The 23016-nt window shown below is 61.0% G+C and carries 20 protein-coding genes; 13 read left to right on the forward strand and 7 right to left on the reverse strand.

The window, feature by feature from the left end; all coding sequences use genetic code 11:
• Positions 1-192 precede the first annotated feature (192 nt).
• Both R5N89_RS02470 and R5N89_RS02475 read right to left on the reverse strand, forming a co-directional pair.
• Positions 193-912: an HAD-IA family hydrolase gene (locus tag R5N89_RS02470; protein ID WP_110566977.1), complete on the reverse strand. Its 720-nt coding sequence runs from the start codon at positions 910-912 to the stop codon at positions 193-195.
• A 186-nt stretch (positions 913-1098) separates the two neighbouring features.
• The gene (locus tag R5N89_RS02475) at positions 1099-1299 is read right to left on the reverse strand and encodes a DUF2905 domain-containing protein (RefSeq protein WP_110566979.1); all 201 of its coding nucleotides are present in this window, start codon (positions 1297-1299) and stop codon (positions 1099-1101) included.
• A 411-nt stretch (positions 1300-1710) separates the two neighbouring features.
• Here R5N89_RS02475 and R5N89_RS02480 point away from each other — a divergent pair, with 411 nt between their 5' ends.
• From R5N89_RS02480 to R5N89_RS02500, 5 genes are all read left to right on the forward strand, one after another.
• The gene (locus R5N89_RS02480; protein WP_244192041.1) at positions 1711-2439 is read left to right on the forward strand and encodes a haloacid dehalogenase type II; all 729 of its coding nucleotides are present in this window, start codon (positions 1711-1713) and stop codon (positions 2437-2439) included.
• A 51-nt stretch (positions 2440-2490) separates the two neighbouring features.
• The gene (locus R5N89_RS02485; protein WP_110566981.1) at positions 2491-4488 is read left to right on the forward strand and encodes an FAD/NAD(P)-binding protein; all 1998 of its coding nucleotides are present in this window, start codon (positions 2491-2493) and stop codon (positions 4486-4488) included.
• A 60-nt stretch (positions 4489-4548) separates the two neighbouring features.
• Positions 4549-5094, forward strand: coding sequence for a hypothetical protein (locus R5N89_RS02490; RefSeq protein WP_110566983.1), 546 nt, complete (start codon positions 4549-4551; stop codon positions 5092-5094).
• Positions 5095-5183: 89 nt separating this feature from the next.
• Positions 5184-5516 carry a tRNA-binding protein gene (locus R5N89_RS02495; RefSeq protein WP_110566985.1) on the forward strand — a complete coding sequence of 111 codons (333 nt, stop codon included), beginning with the start codon at positions 5184-5186 and terminating at the stop codon, positions 5514-5516.
• Between the two features lie 165 nt (positions 5517-5681).
• Positions 5682-7046 (forward strand): amino acid permease, encoded by a 1365-nt coding sequence (locus R5N89_RS02500; RefSeq protein ID WP_244192042.1) that lies wholly within the window; start codon positions 5682-5684, stop codon positions 7044-7046.
• Positions 7047-7226: 180 nt separating this feature from the next.
• Here the strand turns inward: R5N89_RS02500 and R5N89_RS02505 are convergent, their stop codons facing one another.
• The 5 genes from R5N89_RS02505 to R5N89_RS02525 form a co-directional block, all read right to left on the reverse strand.
• Positions 7227-8606, reverse strand: coding sequence for an aminotransferase class III-fold pyridoxal phosphate-dependent enzyme (locus R5N89_RS02505; RefSeq protein ID WP_110567338.1), 1380 nt, complete (start codon positions 8604-8606; stop codon positions 7227-7229).
• Between the two features lie 196 nt (positions 8607-8802).
• Positions 8803-9300, reverse strand: coding sequence for an Lrp/AsnC family transcriptional regulator (locus R5N89_RS02510; protein WP_078524773.1), 498 nt, complete (start codon positions 9298-9300; stop codon positions 8803-8805).
• Positions 9301-9498: 198 nt separating this feature from the next.
• Complete coding sequence (locus tag R5N89_RS02515) at positions 9499-10638, reverse strand: FAD-binding oxidoreductase (RefSeq protein WP_110566989.1); 1140 nt, start codon at positions 10636-10638, stop codon at positions 9499-9501.
• Complete coding sequence (locus R5N89_RS02520) at positions 10635-12005, reverse strand: NAD(P)/FAD-dependent oxidoreductase (protein WP_110566991.1); 1371 nt, start codon at positions 12003-12005, stop codon at positions 10635-10637. Before R5N89_RS02520 ends, R5N89_RS02515 begins: the two co-directional genes overlap by 4 nt.
• The gene (locus tag R5N89_RS02525) at positions 11987-12289 is read right to left on the reverse strand and encodes a (2Fe-2S)-binding protein (protein WP_110566993.1); all 303 of its coding nucleotides are present in this window, start codon (positions 12287-12289) and stop codon (positions 11987-11989) included. The genes R5N89_RS02520 and R5N89_RS02525 overlap by 19 nt, the downstream gene beginning before the upstream one ends.
• A 300-nt stretch (positions 12290-12589) precedes the next feature.
• Between R5N89_RS02525 and R5N89_RS02530 the strand changes: the two genes are divergently transcribed.
• From R5N89_RS02530 to R5N89_RS02565, 8 genes are all read left to right on the forward strand, one after another.
• Positions 12590-14074, forward strand: a complete 1485-nt coding sequence (locus R5N89_RS02530) for an aldehyde dehydrogenase (protein WP_110566995.1) — start codon at positions 12590-12592, stop codon at positions 14072-14074.
• 6 nt (positions 14075-14080) lie between these two features.
• A complete protein-coding gene (locus R5N89_RS02535) occupies positions 14081-15259 on the forward strand; it encodes an amidohydrolase (protein ID WP_110566997.1) in 1179 nt (392 codons plus the stop codon).
• On the forward strand, positions 15256-16329 hold the full coding sequence (locus tag R5N89_RS02540; RefSeq protein WP_110566999.1) for a tartrate dehydrogenase: 1074 nt from the start codon (positions 15256-15258) through the stop codon (positions 16327-16329). Before R5N89_RS02535 ends, R5N89_RS02540 begins: the two co-directional genes overlap by 4 nt.
• A 635-nt stretch (positions 16330-16964) precedes the next feature.
• On the forward strand, positions 16965-17633 hold the full coding sequence (locus R5N89_RS02545; RefSeq protein WP_110567001.1) for a haloacid dehalogenase type II: 669 nt from the start codon (positions 16965-16967) through the stop codon (positions 17631-17633).
• A 152-nt stretch (positions 17634-17785) separates the two neighbouring features.
• A complete protein-coding gene (locus R5N89_RS02550) occupies positions 17786-19375 on the forward strand; it encodes an ABC transporter substrate-binding protein (RefSeq protein WP_110567003.1) in 1590 nt (529 codons plus the stop codon).
• On the forward strand, positions 19372-20328 hold the full coding sequence (locus R5N89_RS02555; protein ID WP_110567005.1) for an ABC transporter permease: 957 nt from the start codon (positions 19372-19374) through the stop codon (positions 20326-20328). The genes R5N89_RS02550 and R5N89_RS02555 overlap by 4 nt, the downstream gene beginning before the upstream one ends.
• Positions 20325-21149, forward strand: a complete 825-nt coding sequence (locus R5N89_RS02560; RefSeq protein WP_244192043.1) for an ABC transporter permease — start codon at positions 20325-20327, stop codon at positions 21147-21149. Before R5N89_RS02555 ends, R5N89_RS02560 begins: the two co-directional genes overlap by 4 nt.
• Complete coding sequence (locus R5N89_RS02565) at positions 21146-23005, forward strand: ABC transporter ATP-binding protein (protein ID WP_244192044.1); 1860 nt, start codon at positions 21146-21148, stop codon at positions 23003-23005. Before R5N89_RS02560 ends, R5N89_RS02565 begins: the two co-directional genes overlap by 4 nt.
• The last annotated feature ends 11 nt before the right edge of the window (positions 23006-23016 follow it).

Genomic DNA, 23016 nt, shown 5'->3' on the forward strand with positions numbered 1-23016 from the left:
ATGTCAGTTCTGGCGCACTGCATGTATGGTCACTTTGCTGGCTACGAACAGCTTTGCCAATTTCTGGTATGATTTTCCTGCACCCTGTTTCCCCAATCAGTGCGCATGCGGGGAATTGAGTTGTCTTATTCATTGGGAAGGATGCTGTTTGACGCCGCCTTTGCCAAACACAGGCGGCGCCCGAATGCTCTTTTATGCCATGGCGGAGACAGAAGCTTTTTCATCCATGAAGTCAGCCAGTTCGGCTAACGTGGCAAAGTGATAATCAGGAATGGTGGCTTCTTCTACAGCAATGGTCGCACCATAGCCTTCCAGGCCCTGCCGGCGTTCGATCCAGCATACGCAATAGCCCATTTCCCGCGCAATGCCGATATCATGGAACTGGCTCTGGGCTACATGCAGGATCTTGTCCTTTACAATACCGTCACGGCTGAGGCGTCCGCGCGTAAAGGCAAAGAATTCCGGGGTCGGCTTTTCACACAGCGCATCATCTACCGTAACGGTATCAAAAAAAGGATAGTCCAAAGACTTTTCCAGCCCGGCAAATGCCCAGCGCTGGCAGTTTGTCATGGCTACCAGTTTGAAATGCTTCGAAAGCCGCTTCAGGGCCGCGACCGTATCGGGGAAGGGCTTCCAGTTGCGGGCATCCTGCGCAAAGGCCTGGGCGATGGCGTCATCGCGCGGCAGGTCAAACTGTTCGGCCAGGATGTGATAGACGGGCACCATATCATCAGGAAACAGGAGCGTGCCTGCACGGTCATGCGCTGCGCCATAGGCGGCGAGAAAGGCCTCGCGGTCCATGGCCTGCCCAGCTGCGCCACAATGGGCGTGGATGAAGTCCACCATACCGCTTTCAAAATCGATCAGGGTTCCAACCACATCAAATGTCAGTACTTCAGGCCATGATTTCATGTCAGCACTCCTTGCCGCGATTGCTGTAATTCAGCGGCATCCCATTATCTGAAGGCAAGTCCTTCATGAATCATGCCTATCATTACGAACTAGGAATATAATGCTGAACACCACATGATTTTCAGCGCTTTGCGCCGTTCTGCCCGGGCCGGATAGGGCAAAAGCCAAGGCATTGCGCCTGTGCGCCTAGCGCCGCATGAGCCACAGGATGCACGAAACAAGGAGGCTGATGAGCAGGCCACTCGTTATTGGCATATAAAGGGTGAAATTTGGCCGCTGTATCAGAATATCGCCCGGTAGCCTGCCAAAGGGCAGGCGCGACAGGAAAGGCCAGAACAGGCCTGCGGCCACAAGAAGCACGCCTGCGGCAATCAGAATGCGGGGCATCGGGTATGATCCAGTCCAGTCATGATCGGCTTGTCCGTGCCTGTGTCATATACACGGTCTTCTGTCATGAAAATGGAGATCATGATGCCAGGATCAAGCCCTGCTCCCGCACGGCATGTGCAGGCTGCATGCGCAATGCCCCATATTCTGCTGTTTCATGAGCCGGGACGACATGGAATATCGTTTTTACATCGAAATATAATCAAATGGTGCATGGCAGGTGTGTCATCGTATCGTTAATGAAACGCTTGTGCTTCAACTGGCTTCATGAAGGGATTGAATGAAACAGGATCATCAATTCAATATATATCATATTACATATCGTAAAATGTACATGAGCTTAAAGTAAGGTTACTTTATGCTTCCGGTCAGCCCCGGAGGCATGATGCATTTTTCGAAATGATGGAGCGCATGATGAAATTAAAAGACTTCAAGGTTCTGACCTTTGACTGTTACGGCACCCTGATTGATTGGGAAACGGGCATCATCAACGCCCTGACCCCCCTGACATCACGCCTCAGGACGCCGCTCAGCCGCGATGCCATCCTGCAGGCACATGCCAAATATGAGTCCCGCCAGCAGAAATGGACTCCCGGCCGCCCCTATCCGGCCATTCTGGCCAGTGTCTATCGCCGCCTTGCTGAGGAGTGGGGCGTGCCGCATACCATTTCCGAAGCGCAGGATTACGGGCAGTCCGTTCCGAACTGGCCTGCATTCCCCGATAGCACCGAAGCGCTTCAGTATCTCAAACAGCATTTCAGGCTGGTGATCCTGTCCAATGTTGATGCCCGTTCCTTCAGTGGCAGCAATGCGCGGCTGAATGTCGTGTTTGATGGCATCTACACCGCCGAGGATATCGGGTCGTACAAGCCGTCCATGCGCAATTTTGAATACATGCTCGAATATCTTGCCGACCTCGGGCTGGGGCCGTCAGATGTCTTGCACACGGCGGAAAGCCTGTTCCACGACCATCAGCCTGCCAACAAGGCGGGGCTGGCCTCGTGCTGGATCTACCGCCGCCATGCGCAGGACGGGTTCGGGGCGACGATGGACCCCGGTGCGATGCCGAACATTGATTTCCGCTTCAATTCCATGGCGGAACTCGCCGAGGCCCACAGGAAAGAGATGGCCGAAGGCTGAGGCCCGTTTCCCTGTCATCATTTCCCGATATCCCAGGTGTTGAGGTCATGTATGAAAAGCAGCGATAAACGACTGGGCATGGGCGCCGCGATTTCACGGCGTGATCTCATTCATGGCCTTGGCGCAACCGCGCTTGGCGCTGCCATGACCCGATCGGGCGCGAGCCAGGCCGCCACACCCGAGAGCGTGCAGGCAGCCCTGAGCAATTACGCGGGCCCGATTGCGGATGCCGCGACCTATCCCCCATTGCGCGAGGGCATGCGCGGCGCCCATCCCGGTGCGTTCGAGGCCGCGCATGGCCGCCGTGATGGCATGGCTTATCCTGCTCCGGTCCCGACCGGCGAAACCTATGACCTTGTGGTGGTTGGCGGCGGGCTGAGCGGGCTTGCCGCGGCCTGTTTCTACCGTCGGCGCTTCGGGCCGGAGGCGCGGGTTCTGGTGCTCGACAATCATGACGATTTCGGGGGGCATGCCAAGCGCAACGAGTTTGTCAGTGATGGGCGCACGCTCATGACCACCGGGGGCTCGGCCTATTTTGTCGCGCCCGATCAGTGGACGGATCAGGCAAAGGCATTCGTCAAAAGCCTTGGCGCCGATTTTACGATCAAACGCAAGGAAACCAGCCCTTTCGCCGCGTTGGGCATGCGGCCTGCAACCTTTCTGTCGCGTGGCAGCGGGGGCGACGGGCGGCTTTACCCGCATGTCCGTTTTACCGCGCCAACGCCCGAGTTCCTCAAGGCTGCGCATCTGCCGCAGCGCGTGCGCCAGGATCTCGCCGCGGTCTATCACGGCACGGTCGATTATATGGCGGGCATGACCACGGCGCAGAAAATCGCGCGCCTGCAATCCATAACATACAAGCAGTACCTGCTGGATTACGTGAAGGTAGCCCCCGAGAGCCTGCCGTGGCTACCGGGCGTGTGGTGCATGAGCAAGACCGCCGCCAGCGCCTGGTTTGCCTATTTCCGCTATGCCCCGGGTTTTTCAACGCTGGGGGTGGCGCGCGCGCCCTATTCGCCCGAGGCCCCGGAGGACGAGGCGGCTGACTTTCATATGCCCGCAGGCAATTCGGATCTGGCGCGGCTTATGGTGCGCGAACTCGTGCCGCAATCCCTGCCGCAGGGCACATGGCAGTCGCTGGAAACGGTGCGGCTGCGCTATGACATGCTTGACCGCCCGAAGGCCCCGGCCCGCATCCGGCTCAACAGTATTGTGGTGCGTGTCCAGCATGTCGGAGTGGCCCCGGTGGGGCTGTTTGAACCCGAAACGCGCCCGGTCGCAGTGGATTACATGCGTGATGGCAAATGCAGCCGCGTAATGGCGAAGAATGTCATTCTGGCGGGCAATAACAACATGATCCCCTATCTTTGCCCCGAAATGCCCGAAGAACAGAAAGCCGCCCAGCACAAGGCCGTGCGCGCCGCCAACCAGATAACCACCGTCCTGATCCGCAACTGGGAGGCCTTCCGCAAGGCCGGGGTGACGCATGTGGATACACCAACCGGCTTCTTTGGCAGTTTTGCCCTATCTGTGCCGTGGGCGCAGGATGATGGGGTGCCGGATATGGACCCCGGCAAGGGCGTTATCGTTATCTTCATGACCGGGACCAATTCCGGAATTCTCAATAACGAAACCATGACACGCGCCATCATGGGCACCGACATGCCCGACAACCTGACCATGCAGCAGCAGTTCAGGATGGTCAGGATGGGCCTGCTCCAGACACCCTTCGCGGTTTTTGAACGCGCCGTGCGCACCCAGATGAATGATGCGCTTGGCCCCTATGGGTTTGATGCTGCGCGTGACATTGTGGGCATTACCGTCAATCGCTGGCCGCATGGTTTTGCCATGGCGCAGAATTCGCTGTTTGATCCGCCCAGCCCGACGGGTGAGCAGCCCTGCGAGATCGCCCGCCGCCAGTTTGGCCGGATCTCCATCGCCAATAGCGATGCCTCGGGGCAGGACCTGTGCAATACCGCCATCGATCAGGCCTGGCGCGCGGTAGAAGAAATGGTGCCCCATAATTACGGTTACTATAACAGGATATAGTCATATCCACGATGGGCGACCCTATTGTTGTCTCCTGTCGTGGCATGGAGCAGAATGCACATGTACAGGAAATATTTCTCCACCGTGTTCAGGTCACGCTGGCCCGGGGCCGCGATGGGCCTGCTGGTTGTGGCCATGATGTCGGGAGCACCAGCCGCCAGGGCGGCGGAAGAAGCATGGCGTGGCACCGATGCGCGCGAGCAGGTGTCCGCCGCGCTGCTCGGGCCGTGGAAAGCTGACATTGCCGCCTCGCATTACACCGACCCGCCACCGCGCAAGGCGCTGCGGTTCTTTTCCTATACGGAGGGGGGAAAGGTCCTTGTCTCCTTCATGACGCTGAATGCCAAGGGCCAGTTCAGTTCCGGGCACTGGGCTGCTCAGGTCGATGGCACGCCCGGCATCGAGTATCACAGCCAGGGCGGCGCGATCCCGTTCAATGTCGTGTATTTTACAAAAGTCGATGATGACAATTACCACCTTGTTGTCAAAAGGAATGGCAAGGTGGAAATCACGGCGGATTACGCTCTCTCCAGAGATGGCAGGACACTCTCCTATCGTTATGGGGGCACGGTGGTTGTCTATCACCGTTGGGACATGATGGAATAAGGCCTGATGCTTCCGGCGCACTATGAGCCCATTACGTCGGAAAAACATCTGCACCATTTGCCCTGTTATTATGATGGAGAGTGAGCCCCATGGAAAAAATAAGCTGGAATGATTTTGAAAAAGTCCTGATCGTTGCGGGCACGATTGTTCGTGTCGAGGATTTTCCCGAAGCCCGTAAGCCAGCCTACAGGATATGGGCTGATTTCGGCCCTTATGGCGAACTGAAAACCAGCGCGCAGTTTACAAAACTGTATGACCGCGACACGCTGGTGGGGCGGCAGGTGATCGGGATCATCAATTTCCCCGAAAAGCAGATCGGCCCCTTCCGCTCGCAGTTCCTGCTATCGGGTTTTGAAACGCCGGAGGGCGTTGTGCTGGCATCGATCGAACGCAGCGTGCCCAATGGCACCCGGCTGAGCTGAATCCTGCACATATAATATTTCACAAAAGAAACAATAATAAACGCTACAAGTTAAATATATGCCAGTATTATAAATGTCTGGAAACGATACGGGCTGGTCATGGCCAATGAAAAACCACCCGTCATGACCAGTATTCTCCCAACCTTGCAGGGAATGGTACACGGCATGGGCGATACGGCTGGTTCTTCTTATTCCAATCATGCCCTGTCCACGCTCAGGCAGCGTCATGTCATCATGATCGCCCTCGGCGGGGCCATCGGGGCAGGGCTGTTTGTGGGTAGCAGCGCTGCCATTGCCGCAGCCGGACCGGCCGTGCTGGTGGCGTTCGTGGCGGTGGGGCTGCTGGTCATGCTGGTCATGCGCATGCTGGGTGAAATGGTAACGGCCCGCCCTGGCCGGGGCTCGTTCGTGGCCTATATCCGTGAGGCTCATGGCAATGGGGCGGCATTTACCGCAGGCTGGCTGTACTGGTTTTTCTGGCTGGTCGTGCTGGGTAGCGAGGCGATTGCTGGCGCCATCTTGCTGCATGAAAGCATCAACCTGCCTGTCTGGTTGCTGGCAACGGGCCTGATTGTCACGCTCATGGTTATCAATCTGGTAGCCGTGCGCATATTTGGCGAATGTGAATTCTGGCTGTCCATGGTCAAGGTGGTCAGCATCGTCGTGTTCGTGCTGGTGGGCAGTCTGGCTGTCGGGCACGTGCTGGGGCCGCCAGTGCCGGTAGTGCACAACCTGCTGGGGCATGGCGGTTTCATGCCACATGGCAGTATTGCGGTGCTTTCTATTGTTCCTACCGTCCTGTTTACCATGATCGGCTCTGAAATCGCGACGGTGGCAGCAGGAGAAACAGCAGAGCCTGCCCGGAATGTCGCGCACGTAACCCGTAGCCTGGGCACGCGGCTGACGTTGTTCTACAGCCTCTCGATCGGCCTGATCCTGATGATCGTGCCGTGGAGCGATATTGTGCCGGGGCATTCGCCCTTTGTCATGGCCATGCAGGCCATGCACATTCCTGGCGCTGCGGCAGGCATGCGTATCGTGGTGCTGACGGCAGTGATCTCGTGCATGAATTCCAGCCTGTACATCACATCACGCATTCTGGCGGAACTGGCACGCCATGGGGATGCTCCGGCAGCTCTTCAGCATCATGGTCGACATAATACGCCGGTCAATGCCATCGTGGCCAATTCGGTTGCCGGGGGGATTGTGGCTTTTGCCTCTATTGTCGCGCCTGATACGGTCTTTTCGTTCCTGCTCAGTTGCAGCGGGGCGGTGATTCTCGTGGTGTATTCCCTGATCATGACGGCCTATATTGTCCTGCGCCGTCGGGCGCCCAGGGAGGCGCAGAAAGCGTTTTTCCATCTGCCGCTGTTTCCAGCCATCAATATTGCCTGTCTGGGCGGGGTGGTGGTGATTTTTGCTGCCATGTTCAGCAATCCCGCGCAGCGGGAAACGGCTGCTGCCAGCCTCGGCACATGCCTGCTGTTTGTCGTGATCGACATGGTGCGGCGCCGGAGGCGGCCCGCCTGATGACGATGGGCAGGCCAATACAATAAATACCATTTTATTATAAAGAAGTTTTTGGTGAAGCTTTCTGCAAAACGCTTCACCAAAGGCAGAACCCAAGGCCCTACATCAAGATGACATAATAAAAAGGCCGGGATATGCCCATATCCCGGCCCGGTCCTGATAACAGTTCAGGGGTAGACGTTAGCCCTTGAGGGCTGCGCGCACATCCGCATCGTCGCGCACGGCATCGAGCACGTCGGTCAGGCGGTCGCACAGCAGATCGACTTCTTCGGTGGTGCAGCACAGCGGCGGGGCCAGGCCGATGATGTCATCACCAAAGGCACGGAACAGCACGCCCTTTTCATAACCGATGCTCGACAGCTTGCTGGCGATCTTGAGCTTCGCATCCGGCTTGCGCTTGGTCATCTTGTCGGTAACCAGTTCGATCCCGGCCAGCATGCCGCTGATGCGCACATCGCCCACCAGCGCGTGGTTGCCCAGCGCATGCAGGCGGCGGGCCAGGTGTTCACCCGCCTTGACGCCATTGGCCAGCATGCCCTGTTCATACAGGTCCAGCACGGCCAGGCCGATGGCGGCGCTGACAGGGTGCGCGCTGTAGGTCATGCCATGGCCAACCGCAACGCCGGGGGGCGTGTTATCGCGGATGGTGGTGTAAATATCTTCAGACATGAACACGGCACCCATCGGGGCATAGCCCGATGTCAGGCCTTTGGCGACCGTCATCATGTCGGGCACCACGTTTTCGCGCTCGCAGGCAAACAGGGGGCCTGTGCGGCCAAAACCCGTAATGACCTCATCGGCCACGAACAGGATGCCCAGTTCACGGCATGTCTCGCGCATGGCCTTCATCCAGCCCGCGGGCGGCACGATCACGCCGCCCGACCCCTGAACCGGTTCGCAGAAGAAGGCCGCGACCTTGTCTGCGCCAAGTTCGGCAACCTTGGCCTTCAGCGCGGCCACGGATGCTGCCGTGACGGCGGCATCGCTATTGTCGCCGGGGTGGCGGTAGGCATAGGGGCTGGGAATATGGTGCTGCCACGACAGAGGCACATCGGCATCGCGATGGAAGGCCGCCAGCGCCGTCAGCCCCGCGCCGGTATAGGTAGAGCCGTGATAGCCGCGGGCCAGGCCAATGACATGACGGCGCTCGGGCGTGCCGCGGGCATGCTGGTAGAAACGGATGAAGCGCAGCGCGCTATCCACCGCATCCGAGCCGCCCTGCGAAAAGAAGATGCGGTTCAGGTTGCCCGGCGCGCGCGCGGCCAGTCGGCCAGCAAGCGTAATGGCGGGTTCGCTGGCAAAGCCGAAATACCCCGTGGCATAGGGCAGGCGCGCCATCTGCTCGGTCGCGGCCTCGACCACGCTCTTGCAGCCATAGCCGACATTGACGCACCACAGGCCGGAAAAGCCATCAAGCAGTTCCTTGCCGTGAATGTCCTTGAGCCAGGCGCCATGGCCTGAATGCAGGATGCGGGGACCAGCCTCTTCCTGATCTCGCCAGGAGGAAACGGGATGGATCAGGTGATCCCGATCGATGGAAATCAGTTTTTCTGGGGTCATGTCGCGCTTGGCCAAATGTTATGGAGTTTTAACAGACCTGTTGATTGTGTCATAGACCAACAGAAGATGTTACGGGAAATGCCACCACCCGGGGCAGATTATGCCGTTTCCGACATTTGAGCAGCCCATAATCCTGATGGAGCGGCATTGATTCTGGTAGTATTCTGGTCCTTGCCCGTGGGGGTCATCATCAAATTTACGTATCGTTACTGTCCAGAAGGCTTTCAATCGCCACGGCGGATTTGATGATGGGAGATTTTATGACAATATAGCTGAAATATTTTTCAATGCCGATATTACGATCAAGCATTGTTTCCACGATTTCCTGATAATGATCCACGCTTTTGGTCATGAACTTCAGCAGGTAATCATAGCCACCACTGACCAGATGACATTCCACGACGGATGAAATTTTCTGGATATAGGTTTCAAAACGGGAAAAATCATCCCGCCGGTGGTCCGATAGCGTTACTTCGGTAAAGACCGTAAGCAGGCTGCTTATTTTCTGTAAATTGATCTGTGCGCCATAACTGACAATATATCCCGCTTTTTCCAGGCGCTTGACCCTGATCAGGCACGGACTGGCCGACAGGCCCACCCGGCGTGCGAGTTCCACGTTGGTCAGTCGTCCGTTGCGCTGCAGTTGCGCAAGGATACGCAGGTCAATCCGGTCCAGTTTTGGCTGGGATATCATGTTGGCCGATTACCTTTGTCCATATAAAAACCGCTGTTGTGGCGTCGATGCGTCATGCAGCATGAAGGTGGCATGTCCGCACGGATAAGAAAAGAAGATCGCATGCTCCCAGCGCTTTATCATGCACCCTGCGCCGCGACGGGCGGCGCGTGAAGGAGGCCCGGCAATGGCACGCACGGCTGCCATCGCCGGGCCGGGTTACTGGAACCGTTTTATATGGAAGGGCTCCAGCGGAATGTCGGTGCGCCCGGTTGCAATCAATTCCGCCATGGTCATGCCCACGCCGGGGCCAAGCTGAAAGCCGTGACCGCAGAAGCCGAAGGCGAAGAACAGGCCGGGCACCTTGCTGCTTGGCCCCATGATGGGCAGGTTGTCGCCCACATATCCTTCCACCCCCGACCAGGTGCGGATAATGCGCAGCCGCGCCATCTGTGGCACCAGCCGGGCAAGGTGGGGCATCTGGCGCATGGTGTTGAGCGGGTCGATCGGCGCGCGTTTGGCCACGATGTCCGCCACGCTGCGCAGGCCGCCGCCAAACACGATATTTCCGCGCTTGACCTGCCGCAGGTAGACGCCTTCCTCCGGCACGCTCGAGGCGCAGCCGATGACCGGCTCGATGCGGTAGGGGAGCGGTTCGGTCACCCCCATCTGCGGGCCATTGGCGGCAAAGGGAATATCCTCGCCAAAGGAGGCGGCCATCGCCCGACCCCATGCCCCGCTTGAAATCTGGAGGAGGGGGGCCTGGAAGGACTGCCCGTTCCGTGTCTCGACAATAAAGTCTTCCGCCGATTTGGTAATGGCGCACACTTCGGCGTTTTCGATCACCCGCGCGCCTGCCCGCCGCGCCGCGCGCCCGAAGGCCGGGGCGGCAAGGCGGGGATTGGCATGCCCGTCGAGCGGGGAATAGGAAACGGTGCGGATATCAGGGCCGACCATGGGGAACTGGGCACGCGCCTGCGCCCCGGTCATGATGGTCAGGTCCAGGCCGTAGGGCTTGCAGTCAACCGCGTATTTTTCCAGCCGGGCGCCGTCCTTTTCGCTGGTGGTGACCAGAATGTGCCCGCTCATGACAAACTCTGCATCTTCCCCGATCAGGCGGGGCATGTTGAGCCAGATATCGCGCGAGCGGTTGGCCAGCGGCAACTGGCCCAGATAGCGGCTCTGGCGGCGCACGTTGCCAAAATTGACGCCACTTGCCGCCTGTCCCACCAGGTCACGCTCCAGCAGGATGACCGACAGCCCCTGCCTGCGCAGGAAAAAAGCCGTCGCGGCCCCCATGAAGCCACCGCCGACAATAATCACATCGGCCTGCATGCGGTTGGTCGGATAGGCGGTCATGATTTTACCGTGCAGTTAAGGGGGAGGGGCTTGACGGGCGCTGCCGTGCGCAGGCGGCCGACTTCGCGCACCGGCACATTGCGCGCCGCGGCCAGGATCTCGGCTGCGGCAAGGCCGCACATGCGCCCCTGACACCGCCCCATGCCGGGGCGGGTGAGGGCCTTGGCGCGGTTCATCTCGGGCGCATCGAGTTCGCCCGCCGCGCGGCGGATCTCGCCTGCCGTTATGTTTTCACACCGGCAAACCACCGTTTCATCGGGCAGGGCGCGGGCCAGATGCGCAGGCCAGGGGAACGCTTCGGCCAGGCCCCGGCCAAAGCGGTTCATGACTGCCAGCGTCTCGTGCAGTTGCGTGAATTCGGTGTCGGCAACCGCATGGCCGCCATCGCGCAGCACGGCGCAGGCGGCAAGCTGGCCTGCGGCCTCGGCCGCGTCGGCCCCGCGCAGCAGCACGCCATCGCCCGCCAGATAGACATCGGGCCGGCTGGTGTGGCCATTGCGGTCAACATGCGGGCGCCACTGGGTAAAGCAGGGGTCGAAAATGAATTCGCATTTCAGCAGGTCGGCCAACTGCGTTTCCGAACGCAGGCCGTAGCCCATGCCGACCGCATCGCACGAAACATGGCGCAGCCTGCCCCGGCTGTCGCGCCATGCCACGCCCGATACCTGGTTGTTGCTGCCTTCAATGGCGCGCGGCGTGATCCCGGCATGCAGGCGCACGCCCGCACGCGCGAGGTCGGCCATGTAACGCACGCCATTGGCCACGACCCGCGCCCGGCTGGCCATGCGCCGCAGGCCCCGCATGCGGGTGGAGACAGCGCTGGTATCAAGCACGGCGGCCGGTTTGGCGCCCGCCTGCAGGTATTGCCAGGCCACAAGATAGAGCAGCGGGCCGGTGCCCATGAAAACCGGCTTCTGCCCGATGGCGCAGGCCTGCGCCTTCAGCGCGATCTGGGCGGCGCCAAGGCTGTAGGCTCCCGGCGTGGTCCAGCCGGGCACCGGCATGATCCGGTCGGTCGCCCCTGATGCGATAATGACCCGGCTGAATGGCACGATGGTCACATCCTGCCCGCGCACGGTCATGAGCCCTTCAGTCGAAACGCCCCATACGGTCGTGCCGGGGCGATAGTCGATATGGGGGCGCAACAGATCGAAATCCGTATGCAGGCTGGTCGCCTTTGCTGCTTCGGTGCCGTACAGCTTTTCGGGCGCGCGGTGAAAATTTTCCGGCTGGCGGCGATAGATCTGGCCACCCTGGCGGTCGTTTTCATCAATGACAACCGGGCGCAGGCCTGCCTGCACCAGTCGTTGCGCCGCGCGCGTGCCAGCCGGCCCCGCGCCGATGACGATTACAGGTTCGTCAGCCATGGGACCTCCGTTGTGGTAATGCGCATGCCGGGCTGGGCCGTTGTCGAACATGCGCGTAGCTGCGTGCCGTCTTCGGTCCATACCCAGCAGTCCTGACACGCCCCCATCAGGCAGAAACCCGCCCGTGGCGCATTGTCGAATTCATTGTGGCGCAGTTGCCCGATCCGTGTCAGCAGGGCCACCAGCACGGTGTCGCCTTCCAGCGCCTCGATTTCATGGCCATCGACGAACAGGCGTATGGTTTTTCGGTCTTTTTCGGCTACACGTCGGAATAAAGCCGGCATTGGTTCTCTCTTGGGTTGGGTCTGCTGGCGGGGCATATGCCGAATGATATGAGGATGCGACCTGAATTCACATACCCGAAAGAGTCACGCACCCGGAATGAAATTTGTTTAAAAAAAACAGGGGCAGGAAAGCAGGAAGTCCTGTTTCTGTGTTGAGTACGAAACATAATGTCCAGCCCGCGCCTTACAATGGCGGGCACGACCTGCGTGTCATGCGCGCCCCGTTTGAGGGAGGCTGCCGTCCGGGCGTGGTCCGGTCCGGCATACGGATAAAACGCATATTGGTTCAGGAAACGTTTCATGTCGTCCTCACTGTCTTTCGATCCCGCCCTTGCTGATATTCCCGCAGGCCATTTCATTGGCGGCCAGTTGCTCGCGGGTGGGGAGCAGATTGCGGTACACGCTCCCTCAAGCGGCGCGGTGGTGGGGCATATCCCCGCAGGCAGCGCGGATATCGTCGATCAGGCCGTGCGCCGCGCAGCCCATGTGCAGGCAACAAGTGGCTGGGCCACCTGTGCCCCGCGTGAACGCGCGCGGGTGATCCGGCAGTGGGCACGGCTGGTGGAAGAAAATGCCGGGCGGCTGGCCCGACTGGAATCCTTCTGCTCCACCCGCCCCATTGCCGAGAGCACGGCATGGGATGTGCCGTTTACGGCGGAGGGGATGCGTTTCTTCGCGGAATATGCCGACAAGCTTGGCGGTGATGTGGCCGCCACCCAGTCGGACCTGCTGGGCATGACGATTGCCGAACCCTATGGCGTGATCGGCGCCATCGCGCCGTGGAATTTTCCGCTGGTCATGGGCAGCTGGAAAGTGCTGCCCGCCCTGGTGGCGGGCAATGGCGTGGTACTCAAGCCCTCGGAAATGACGCCGTTCTCCGTCGTGCTGCTGGCCCAGCTTGGCGAGCAGGCGGGCCTGCCCGCGGGGCTGTTCAATGTGGTGCAGGGGGCAGGCAGCGTGGTGGGCGCGGCGCTGTCGCGGCACCCGCTGGTGGGCAAGCTCACCTTTACCGGCTCCACCCGCACGGGCATTGCGGTCATGCAGGCGGCGGCTCAAAGCGGGCCCAAGCCGGTTACGCTGGAACTCGGTGGCAAGAGCCCGCAGGTGGTCTATCAGGACATCAGCTGCATCGACACGGTGGCCGCCCGTATCTTCCGCGCCTTTACCGGCAATGCCGGGCAGGTGTGCGTGACCGGTTCGCGCCTGATCGTGCATGAAAAGGTCGCAGCCCCCCTCATCGAGCGCATCGCCACGCTGGCAGGCCAGGTCCGCCCTGGCCCTACATGGAATGGAGAGGCGGCCTACGCCCCGATCATTTCCTCCTCCCAGGCGCAGCGGATAGAAGACATCGTCAGCCGCGCCTGTGCGGCAGGCGCGCAGCAGGCCGTGCCCATGCGCCGCCTGCTGCCCGATAGCGGCGGGGTTTTCCTCTCGCCTGCGGTGCTGACCAACGTGACCATGCAGAATGTGGCCGTGCGCGAGGAAATCTTTGGCCCGGTCCTGACCGTGCAGACCTTCAGGGAAGAAGAGGAAGCCATGACGCTGGCCGAACACCCTGAATACGGGCTGGCCGCTGGCGTGCATACCGCTGACCTCGGTCGCGCCATGCGGGCGGTCAGGCGGCTGAAGGCAGGCACGGTGTGGGTCAACCGATACGGGCGATCGGCTGATTTTGTCATTCCCACGGGCGGCTTTGGCGGTTCGGGCATTGGCAAGGACCTTGGGCGACAGGCGGTGGAGGCCAACCTGCGGCACAAAAGCGTGCTGATGTCGTTTGAGGGATAAAGCGCGATGACCCGGGCCGCATGCCTTACCGAACTGACCGCCCTGCGGCAGGATCTGCACGCCCACCCCGAACTGCGTTTCGAGGAGGTCCGCACAGCCGATCTGGTTTATGAATACCTGACCGAAATCGGCTACGCGCCCGTCCGTGGCCTTGCCACGACAGGGGTCGTGGCAACCCTGCATGGCAACCGCCCCGGCCCGTCAATCATACTGCGCGCCGACATGGATGCGCTGCCGGTGCATGAACGGGGCACGCATGGCCATGTCTCGCGTCATGCAGGCCGGATGCATGCCTGCGGGCATGACGGGCACACGGTCATGCTGCTTGGCGCCGCCGCCCGGCTGGCGGCCCGACCGCCGGAACATGGGGTGATCCATTTCGTCTTCCAGCCCGGCGAGGAAGGGGGCGCAGGCGCGCGCGTAATGATCGAGGAGGGCCTGTTCACGCGCTTTCCGGCTGAAGCGTGTTTCGGGCTGCATAACTGGCCCGGCCTGCCGGCGGGGCAGCTTGCGGTGCGTAACGGGCCGATCATGGCGGGGGGCTGGCGGTTCCGTATCCGCATCAGGGGGCGGGGCGCGCATGCGGCGCAGCCCCACCTTTCGGCCGATCCGGTTCTGGCCGGGGCGGCGCTGGTGCAAGCCATGCAGCAGCTTGTGGCGCGGCGCACGAACCCGCTGGTGCCAGCCGTGGTTTCGGTCTGTACATTCCATGCTGGCAGCACGGACAATATCATTCCCGACCAGGCGGAACTTGCAGGCACGATCCGGGCGCTGGACCGTGACACACTCGAGCGCCTGCGTGAAGAACTGGTGGATCTGGCTGCGGGCATGGCGCAGGCAGGCGGGGTTGAAATGGCGGTGGACTACCACAGCCCGTATCCTGTCACCGTCAACGCGGCAGCGCCCACGCGCATTGTGGGCCATGTGATGCGTGACATGGATGCGGATACAGCCTGGCCGCCTGCCGATACCGATGTGCCGCCCAGCCTGGCCTCGGAGGATTTCGGCTTCATGCTCGAGCAGCGTCCGGGCACTTATGCCATGATCGGCAATGGCCCGTCTGCTGCCCTGCATGCGCCGGATTATGATTTCAATGACAACGTGATTGGTCGCGGCGTGACCTACTGGGAGCGCCTGGCCCGTTATTATCTTGCGCAACAGACGCGGAGAGATGAAGTATCATGAAGACATACAAGATTGCAGTCCTGCCCGGTGATGGTATTGGCAAGGAAGTCATGCCGCCTGCGCTGAAGGTGCTCGATAGCATTGGCAAGATCTGCGGCATCGGTTTCCAGTATTCCGAATATGACTGGAGCTGCGAAACCTATCTTGCGACCGGCAGCATGATGCCAGCCGATGGCATGGACCGCCTGTCGCAGCATGATGCCATCCTGCTTGGCGCGGTGGGGTATCCGACCGTGCCGGACCATATCTCGCTGTGGGGGATGCTGATTCCCATCCGGCGTGATTTTGACCAGTACGTCAATCTGCGCCCCGTCCGCCTGCTGCCCGGCATCCGCTGCCCGCTGGCTGACCGCAAGCCTGGCGACATTGATTTCTGGATCGTGCGTGAAAACACCGAGGGCGAATATTCGCGCATTGGCGGCCGTTTTGCCGAGGGCACGGATGCCGAAGGCGTGGTGCAGACCGCCGTGTTCACCCGGCACGGCACGGACCGCATCATCCGGTATGCTTTTGAACTGGCCAAGAAGCTGGACCGACCGCATGTTTCATCGGCCACGAAGTCTAACGGCCTGTTCCATTCCATGCCGTTTTGGGATGAGCGGTTCGAGAAAATGGCCGCGCAGTATCCGGGCACCCGCATCGACAGCCACCATATCGATATTCTGGCCGCGCGTTTTGTCCTCTCGCCTGAATATTTTGACGTTGTGGTAGGCAGTAACCTGTTTGGCGATATCCTGTCCGATCTCGGGCCGGGGGTGACGGGCACGATCGCGGTGGCGCCGTCCGCCAACATCAATCCCGAGCGGCGTTACCCCTCCATGTTCGAGCCCGTGCATGGGTCCGCCCCCGACATTGCCGGGCGTAACATCGCCAATCCCGTTGGTCAGATCTGGGCGGCTTCCATGATGCTCGATCATCTTGGCGAGCCGGAAGCCGGGCGCATGGTGCTCAAGGCCATCGAGACGGTTCTGGCCAACCCCGCTGCCCCCCGTACGCCCGATATTGGTGGCAAGGCCAGCACGACACAGTTCGGGGACGCCATTGCCGCAGCCCTGCACGACATGCGTTGACAGGCCGCCTGGGGCGGGATCTGAGCGATCCCTCCCCATGACGATGCCGCACTGATTGAAGCAGATGAATCAGCCAGACTGGTTCATCTGCTTTTTTTATGGCGCGAAAGTAACGGCATGAATTGTTTCATGCTGGCATCTATCATTCTGCTACCTGTGGCATGACAGGTTATGCGGTTGCGCGAGAGGGAATATGAGCAGTTTCCTGCATGATGATTCTGTCGCCGTTTTTTATCATGATATGTTTATATAAATGAAGTTTTACGATCTGGGCGCTTTGAATCCATAAGGCATGCCCAGGTACGGATGTACGGCCCGCGCGGACCTGCGGCAGGGGTGTGGCAGCATATTCTGCTTTGTGAACCGTTCCGTGCGGGCAGGGTGGCACGATCTGCGTCTGACATGGTGGCACAGGGTGTTTTTATTGCCGTGGGACAAGCCCGGGTTCGGCCATAACCCTATGTAGGGTATGAAGAATTTTCATATTTTCTGCGTCAGGCTGCAGGAAAGCAGACCCTGCTCGTGTTGGTTGCCTATTCGATACATTATGCTGAAAATCATATATAAACGGGTATTCCCGCATGGTGTTTTCATGATTTATTGATGAGCACTACGGAATGAGGTGTTATCCTGTCATGTCCCTTTTTAAGCCCAAATTCATCACCTTCGACTGCTATGGCACGCTGATCCATTTCGAAATGGGTGAGACGGCCCGCAAGCTCTATGCCGATGTGATCGCGCCCGAGCACATGGACCAGTTCGTGGCCGACTTTGCCGGTTACCGCCTTGATGAAGTGCTTGGCGCCTGGAAGCCGTACCGTTACGTCGTGCTTGGCGCGATCGAGCGCACCTGCAAGCGCTGGAACATTCCGTTCGATGTAGCCGTGGCCAACAAGTTTTACGATGCGGTGCCGACATGGGGGCCGTGGCCCGATGTAACCGAGCCGCTGCGCCGCGTGGCCAAGGAGTTTCCGCTCGTCATTCTGTCCAATGCCATGAATTCGCAGATTCATTCCAATGTCGCGAATATCGGTGCGCCTTTCCATAAGGTGCTCACGGCGGAAGACGCGCAGGCCTACAAGCCGCGCATGCGCGCGTTTGAATACATGTTCGACCAGCTCGGCTGCGGGCCGGAAGACATCCTGCATGTCTCGTCTTCCCTGCGTTACGACCTCATGCCCGCGCGTGACCTTGGCATCCGTAACAAGGTGTTCGTGGCCCGTGGGCATGAACCTTCCACGCCGGAATACGGTTATACCGAAATCAGGGATATCGGTGGCCTTCCGGGCGTTCTGGGCCTGTAAACCGGCAGGGCGCGCGTCACGACATCCGGGATCACCACATCGCAGGGAAGCACGATCATGACACTTGCCAGCAACTGGTTGGACATGCTGGCCGCCCGCATGCCGGGTGGCATGTGGTGGCAGGCGCGCCAGCCTGAGGGCGCATTTTCCTGATGCGGGGTGGTCGTGCTCCCTATGGTACGACAGGCGCGCTTGGTCGGCGGCAGGCGCTGCGCCTGGCGGGCGCGGGGCTGGTTGCAGCAACCCTGCCCGCGCGCGCGGGCAGGGCCTGCGCGCAGGATGCGCAGCCGCGCCGCGGCGGGCACCTGAATTTTGCCGGTCTGGCCGCCTCAACGGCGGATACGCTGGACCCGGCGCGTTTTGCGCTGGCAACCGACTATATCCGCGGCCACATGTTCTATGATGGTCTGGTCATGCTCGATGCGGACATGATGCCGCGCCCAGCTCTGGCTGAACGCATCGAGAGTGATGACCTGCAGACATGGCACATCACCCTGCGCCGTGGCGTGACCTTTCATGATGGTGCGGCGCTGGATGCGGCGGATGTGGTCTATTCGCTGGCGCGGCACAAGGACCCGGCCGTAGGCTCCCAGCAGCGCGTCATCGCGCAGGAAATGGCGGACATCAAAGCTGTTGGCCCGCTGGAAGTGCGCGTGACGCTGCATGGGCCGAATGCCGATTTCCCGTCCATGCTCGGCATTGTCAGCTTCAGTATCGTGCGCGATGGCACGACGGATTTTTCGCGGACCAACGGCACAGGCCCTTTCATCTGCACGGAATTCACGCCCGGCGTGCGCACATCAGGGCGGCGCAACCCCAATTTCTGGCGGGGGCCCGCGCCCTGGCTGGACAGCGTGGACATGATCGGCATTTCCGATGACATGTCGCGCCACAATGCGCTGCTGTCGAATGACGTGGATATCATTGCCTCCGTCAATCCGCGCCTCGTGCGCCTGTTGCGCGCGCGCGGGTTCGGGGTCATGGAAAGTCCTGTCGGCACCTATACCGACCTGGCCATCCGCCTTGATGAAGGGCCGGGCCGGTCGCAGGATTTTGTCACGGGCATGAAATATCTGTTCAATCGCGAGCAGGTGCGTGATTCTGTTTTCCTTGGTTTCGCCCGGCTGGGCAATGACCAGCCCATCCCGCCCGAACACCGTTATTTTGCCGCCGACCTGCCACAACGCTCCTTTGATCCTGACCGCGCGCGTTTTTACCTCCAGCGCTCGGGCATGATGGAAGCGGGCGTGCCGCTGGTCTGTTCGCCCGCGGCGCTGGCCTCGGTCGATATTGCGGTGGTGCTGCAATACGCGGCACAGCAGGTTGGCATGAGCCTGCCCATCCGCCGCATGCCAGCCGATGGATACTGGACGGAATACTGGATGAAGACCCCGATGGGGTTTGGCAATACCAATCCCCGCCCGTCGCTGGACATGACGTTTGCCCTCAACTTCGCCTCGGGCGCGCCGTGGAATGAATCGCACTGGCGCGACCCGCGTTTTGACCAGTTGCTGCTTGCCGCGCGCAGCCAGCGCGATGAGGGCGCGCGACGGCAGATCTATCATGACATGCAGGTGATGATTCACGATGGGGCGGGCATCTGCCTGCCTGCTTTCACCACCAGCCTTGATGCCTTCAATCCGCGCGTGCGGGGGCTTGCGCCCAGCCAGGCGGGGCAGTTGATGGGGTATGATTTTCTCAGTCATGTCTGGCTGGCCGATGCGCCGGGAGGGGCTGCATGAACGCGCGCCTGGCCACGCTGGTGCTGCGCCGGATCGGGGCGGCATTGTGCTCACTGCTGTTCGTGGTGGTGGCGATCTTTGTCCTGACCGCAGCCCTGCCGGGCGATGTGGCGGATATGCTGCTGGGCCAGAACGCAACACCAGATGCCACGCAGGCCCTGCGGCATGCGCTGCATCTGGATCAGCCGCTCTGGCTGCGTTTCGTGCACTGGTGCGGTGGGATGTTGCAGGGCAATGCGGGCAATTCGCTGCTGACAGGGCGCCCGGTGAGCGAGATGCTTGCCCCGCGGCTGTACAACTCGCTGCTGCTTGCCGGTGCGACCACACTGGTGGCCGTGCCGCTGGCGCTGGTGCTCGGGCTGGCATGCGCGACATGGCGGCATACCGTTTTTGACCGTGTCATGACGGTGCTGACACTCGGCATCGTTTCCGTGCCTGCCTTTCTTATTGCCACGGTGTCGGTGTTCGTGTTTGCCGTGCAGTTCAGGGTCGTGCCAGCGCTGTCCGATATCCGGTCGATCCATTCCGTGGGGCAGTTTTTCCTCACCTTCGCCATGCCGGTGGCCACGCTGGCCAGTATTACCATGGCGCAGATGATCCGCATGATCCGGGCCTGCATGATTGATGTGTTTTCCGCCCCCTATATGGAGATGGCGGTAATCAAGGGCGTGCCGCCCATCCGCATCATGCTGCACCATGCGCTGCCCAATGCGATTGGCCCGGTGGCCAATGCCATAGCGCTCAGCCTGTCATCGCTGCTCGGCGGCGTGGTCGTGATCGAGACCATTTTCAACTATCCCGGCCTCGCACAGCTTATGGTGGATTCCGTCATGTCGCGTGATGTGCCGATCATCCAGGCCTGCACCCTTCTGTTCTGCATGACCTATCTGTTCCTGACCACGCTGGCCGATATCGTGGCGCTGGCCTCCGTGCCGAAGGGGCGTGGCGCATGAGCGGCACGACAACCGGCCCCAAAGCCCTGCGCCTGCCTGCCCTCACACCGGCGCAGCGTGTCATGGGGCTGTTCGGGTTCTGGCTGGTGCTGGCGGTGTGCGGACCGTTCTTCGCGCCCTATGCGCCGGGGCAGATCATCGATACGGAGGTGTTTGCCCCGCTGTCGCACCGGCACTGGCTGGGCACGGATTATCTGGGGCGTGATCTGGGCAGCCGCCTGCTTTATGCCGTGCGCTACACGGTGCTGATATGCACCTTGTCCACCGCGTTTTCATGTAGCTGCGGCATCCTGCTGGGCATCGCCACGACAGCCACGCCAGCCTGGGTGGAACAGGTTGCGGGGCGGTTGATGGATGGCATCCTGTCCATTCCCAGCCTGCTGTGCGCGCTGCTTGTCATCGCGGCGTTCGGGGACTCGCTCGTGGCGCTGGTCCTGACCATGGGGGTCATCTATACGCCCGGCGCCTACCGTACCAGCCGCGCGCTGGCGCTGCGTATTGCGCGGATGGATTACATCACCGTTGCCGTGGCGCGGGGGGAAGGGGCGTTCTTCATTATCTGGAAGGAAATCCTGCCCAACATGCGCGGGCCGCTGCTGGCCGATGTCGGGCTGCGGTTCATCTATGCGGTGCTGCTGCTCAGCAATCTCAGCTTTCTCGGGCTGGGAGTGCAGCCCCCGCTGGTGGATCTGGGCTCGCTGGTGCGCGAAAACGTGCTGGGGCTGGTATATGGCTCAGCCGCCGTGGTCCTGCCTACAATCGTGATCGGCGCGCTGACGGTGGGGATCAACCTTGTGCTTGATGGAACATCACGGCGATGAGCAGGGCGCATATGATCTCGGTCCGCAATCTCGATATCGTCGGCCATCGCCCTGATGGGGGCACCGTGCCGATTGTGCGCGATGTCAGCCTGGAGGTGCGCGAAGGCCAGATGCTGGCCCTGATCGGGGAATCCGGCTCGGGCAAGACCACCATCGCCCTGTCGCTGCTGGGGCATGTGCGGCCCGGATGCACGATCAGCGGCGGCCAGATCCGGGTTGCGGGCTATGACGTGACCAGCATGACCATGCGCGAATTGCGGGGCTTTCGGGGGCGCACCATCAGCTATGTGGCGCAGAATGCGGGCACGGCGTTCAATCCTGCGCTGAGCATTGCGCAGCAGGTGATCGAGCCTGCGCGTGTGCACTGGGCCATGACGCGCCAGCAGGCGGAACGCAAGATGATCGAGCTGTTCCGTGCACTGGCGCTGCCCGACCCCGAAACGATTGGCGCGCGCTATCCCTACCAGCTTTCCGGTGGGCAGTTGCAGCGCCTCATGGCGGCCATGGCGCTGATTACGGACCCCGAAATCGTAGTCTTTGATGAGCCGACAACCGCGCTTGATGTCACGACCCAGATCGAGGTTCTGGCCGCCTTTCGCACCGTGCTGGCCGACCGGGGCATTACCGGCGTGTATGTAACGCATGATCTGGCCATCGTGGCGCAGATTGCCGATCATGCCGTGGTGCTGCGTCATGGGCAGGTGCGTGAAAGCGGCACGGTGGCGCATATTCTGGGCAACCCGCAGGATGATTACACGCGCGAACTGGTGGCTGCATGCCGGATTCCGCCCCGCACCACGCCCTGCGCCCCGATGCAGGCCGCGCGTGAGGACAGGGTGCTTGAGCTGTCCGATGTGGTTGTCGGTTATGGCAACCGCACCGCCGAGGGCCTGCCGGAGCGGCGTATTCTCGATCAGGTCAGCCTGTCGGTGCCGCGTGGCAGTACGTTGGGGATCATCGGGGAGTCCGGCTGTGGCAAAAGCACGCTGGCGCGTACCATATCGGGCCTTCAGCCATGGGCCGCGGGGCAGGTAATGTTTCGCGGCGAAGCGCTTGCGCCCGCCGTGGCCGGGCGCACGCGCGAACAGCGCCGCCGTTTGCAGATCGTGGCGCAGAATGCTGATCTGGTGCTCAACCCGGCATGGCGTATCGGGGCCACGATCGAGCGCGTGCTGACTTTCTTTCATGGGATGAAGGGAGCCGAGGCCCGCGCGGAGGCGACGCGCCTGCTCGACATGGTGCGCCTGCCCCATGCCGTGCTGGAGCGCTACCCCGCTGAACTGTCGGGCGGGCAGAAGCAGCGCGTCAATTTTGCCCGTGCCCTGGCCGCCCGGCCTGATCTGGTGCTGTGCGATGAAATTACTGCGGCACTTGATCCCGTCGTAGCCGCGGCCATTCTTGAACTGATGGCCGAGTTACAGGAAACGCTGGGCATTTCCTATATTTTCATTACCCATGACCTGCACGCCGTGCGCGCTGTATGTGACCAGGTGGCGGTGCTCTATGCGGGGCATGTGGTGGAACAGTGTGACAGCCAGTCCCTCGTAGCGGGCGCGCATCATCCCTATACCCGCCTGCTGGTTTCTTCCGTGCCGGAAATGCGGGCTGGCTGGCTGGCCGATGCCGTGGCCCTGCGGCATGCGGGTGATGCGCCTGCGGAGCAGCATGGTGCCAGTGGCGGGTGCCGGTTCTTTTCACGCTGCGACATGCGGATGCCGGGTCAATGCGACCGGGATCCCGTGCCGGTGCGCACACTGCCCGATGGCGCGCGGATTGCGTGTTACCGGTCGTGTTCGGATCTTGCCTTTCCAGGGGGCATCGCACCCGCCGCGCCCCTGTGTTCCCATGAATCCTAAGTCTTCAAGAG

Origin of the sequence: Komagataeibacter sucrofermentans DSM 15973 (genome assembly GCF_040581405.1) — a bacterium.
Classification (GTDB): domain Bacteria; phylum Pseudomonadota; class Alphaproteobacteria; order Acetobacterales; family Acetobacteraceae; genus Komagataeibacter; species Komagataeibacter sucrofermentans.